We start from the raw sequence: 2986 nt of genomic DNA, 5'->3' as shown, positions 1-2986 counted from the left end.
CGGCTGCGGATCCGGCTGTGCGCGACGCGGCACGCGGAGTACGCCGCGCAGAGCCCGGTGCGGCGGCTGCTCGTCGCCGTCGAGGCCGGACTGCCCGAGCTGGCCCTGCGCATCCTCCGCGAGCGCGTGCGCGTCCGGGGCGCCGGGCACACCCTGGCCGCGCTCGCCCCCGCGCTCGGCGACGTGAGCGCCTGGAACGCGCTGACGGACGGCAATCCGTTCAACGACGCGGCGGCCTGGCACACCGTCACGGGCACCGCGGCCGGGGCCGCTTCCGTGCCCGGCCCCCGCACCGGGGCCCGGCCCGGCCTCCTCCGGAGCCGGGAGAGGGCCGTCGCCGAGCCGCCCGACCCGGCGTTCCTCGACGGCCTGGACGACGACGGCGGCATCACCGCCCACCTGCGCAATCTGGCGGCCCTCGGCCACAGCAGGATGCTCACCCGGCACGTCACCGGCCCGGACGGCGTCGCCCGCTGCCTGGTGCTGCTGCCCGGCCCGGGGTTCGTCCTGCCGCGCACGGCCTCCCCGCAGGAGCTGGTCGGGGCCGTCGCCGGGCTGGGCCGCGGCGACTCCCCGTACACCCGGGCCGTCCGCGAGGCCCTGCTGCGCACGGTGCCCGAAGGAATGCCGGTCGCGCTCGTCGGGCACGGCCACGGCGGCGTGACGGCCGGGCACCTGGCCTGCGCCCCGGAGGCGGGCACCCGCCTGCGGCTCACGCACGTCGTCGCCATCGGCTCCCCGGCCGCAGCCCGGCGCCCGAACGACCCCCGCACCCGCCTCGTCACCCTCGCCGAGGAGCACGACCTGACGCCCCGTCTGGGAGGCAGCAGCCCCGTCCCGGCCCTCCCCCCGCCCCCCAGCCTGCTGGAGATCACCTGGGCGGACCCCTCGTACGACGTCCCGCAGTGCCACGGCGCGGAGGCCTACGCCCACAGCCTCGACAAGACCGCCCCCGAGGCCCGCGACCGGGTGGACGAGCTGCTCGCCCCGTACCGGGGCCGGGCCGGGCGGTCCGTCGTCCACCGCCTCCCGGCCGGATAGGCCGGCGCGCCCGAGTGTCCGAAGCACCTTCTGCAACCCTCACGGAGAACTGTCGATGACGCCGGTACCGCGCCGCCGCGAGTGGCACTCCCTCCCCTTCCCCCTCGCGCTGCTGGAACTCAGGAGACAGCGGCAAGTGCTGCGGGCGCACAACCTGCACGACACCTACGGCGCCGGCGGGGAGCGCCCCCGCACGCCCACCGCCGCGCTGCTCCCGCACCGCAGCTACGACGGCTCGGGGTACGACCCCGCCGATGCCGACATGGGCCGGGCGGGCACCCGGTTCGACCGCAACTGCGCCCTGCCGGAGACCTTCCCCGAGCCGGAGGACGACGGCCTGCTCTCGCCCAGTCCCCGGGAGGTCAGCCGGCAGCTGCTGCGCCGCTCCGGCTTCCGCCCGGCCACGGGGCTGAACCTGCTGGCGGCGGCCTGGATCCAGTTCCAGAACCACGGCTGGTTCAGTCACGGGGAGAACAAGACCGACGGCCCGCTGGACGTGCCGCTGGCCGCCGACGACGACTGGCCGCAGTGCCCGATGCTCGTCCGCCGTTCCCGCCCCGACCCCGCCCGCCGCCCCGGCTCCACCGGCCCGGCGCACCCGCCCACGTACGAGAACACCGTCAGCCACTGGTGGGACGGCTCCCAGCTCTACGGTTCGAGCGAGGAGCGCTGCCGGGCCCTGCGCACGGGCGAGCGGGGCAAGCTCGCCCTGCCGGACGGGCGGCTGCCCGACGAGACGGCGCCGGGGCTGTCCGGCATCGACCTCACGGGCTTCAACGACAACTACTGGGTCGGGCTGTCCCTGCTGCACACGCTCTTCGCCAAGGAGCACAACGCCATCTGCGACCGGATCGCCGCCGCCCACCCCACGTGGGGGGACGAGCGGCTCTTCCAGACGGCCCGGCTCGTCAACGCCGCCGTCATGGCGAAGATCCACACCGTGGAGTGGACCCCGGGGGTGGTCTCCCACCCCGTCACCCGGGCGGCCATGCACATGAACTGGTACGGCGTCCTGCCGGCCCGGGTGCGGCGCCGGGTCGGCCGGTTCGGCACCGGAGAGTCGCTGTTCGGCATCCCCGGCTCCCCCACGGACCACCACACCGCCCCGTATTCGATGACCGAGGAGTTCGTCGCGGCCTACCGGCTGCACCCCCTCATCCGCGACGAGTACGCGATCCACTCCCACCGTACGGGCGCGCTGGTCGAGCGGACGGGCTTCGACGAACTGCAGGCGCTGGCCACCCGCCCGGCGGTGGACAGGTACGGCCTCGCCGACCTGCTGTACTCCTTCGGCGTGATGAACCCCGGTGACATCACGCTGCACAACCACCCCGACTGCCTGCGCGACCTCGCGCGGATCTCCGGCGAGCACGTGGACGTCGGCGCGGTGGACATCCTGCGCGACCGGGAGCGGGGCGTCCCTCGCTACACCGCGCTGCGTGCGGCGCTGCACCGCCCGCCGGTCTCCGGTTTCGAGGAGCTGACGGGGGGTGACGTGGGGCTCGCGGCCGAGCTGCGCGAGGTCTACGACGGCCGGCTGGACCGCGTCGACACCATGGTCGGCATGTACGCCGAGCAGCGGCCGCGGGGGTTCGCGTTCAGCGACACGGCGTTCCGGGTGTTCGTCCTGATGGCGTCCCGGCGGCTGAAGAGCGACCGCTTCTTCACCCGGGACTACCGTCCGGAGATCTACACCCCCGAGGGCATGGAGTGGATCGACCGCACCGGTATGACCGATGTGCTGATGCGCCACCACCCGGAGCTCGCCCCGGCGCTGCGGGGGGTGCGCAATGCGTTCGCGCCCTGGCGGATGCTGCGGCCCGGGGGAATCCGGTGACGGGCGCCGGCGCGGAGCAGGCGCCCTGGTCGCAGCCCGTCCGGGCGCAGGCCTGCTCGCTGCGGGAGCAGGCGGCCCGGCTGCGGTCGAGCGCCGAGGAGGTGGCCT

General features: G+C 75.3%; 2 protein-coding genes. Both read left to right on the top strand.

Annotated elements, in window-relative coordinates:
- A partial coding sequence (locus V7793_RS35875; RefSeq protein ID WP_336013868.1) for a hypothetical protein occupies window positions 1-1041 on the top strand: 1041 nt, incomplete at its 5' end.
- 55 nt (window positions 1042-1096) lie between these two features.
- Complete coding sequence (locus V7793_RS35870) at window positions 1097-2878, top strand: peroxidase family protein (protein WP_336013867.1); 1782 nt, start codon at window positions 1097-1099, stop codon at window positions 2876-2878.
- Window positions 2879-2986 lie beyond the last annotated feature (108 nt).

It is taken from the genome of Streptomyces sp. KLMMK (genome assembly GCF_036961605.1).
In the GTDB taxonomy this organism is placed as follows: Bacteria; Actinomycetota; Actinomycetes; order Streptomycetales; family Streptomycetaceae; genus Streptomyces; species Streptomyces telluris.
Note: the sequence above shows the minus strand (reverse complement) of the source record. Positions and strands in the feature narration are given on the sequence as shown.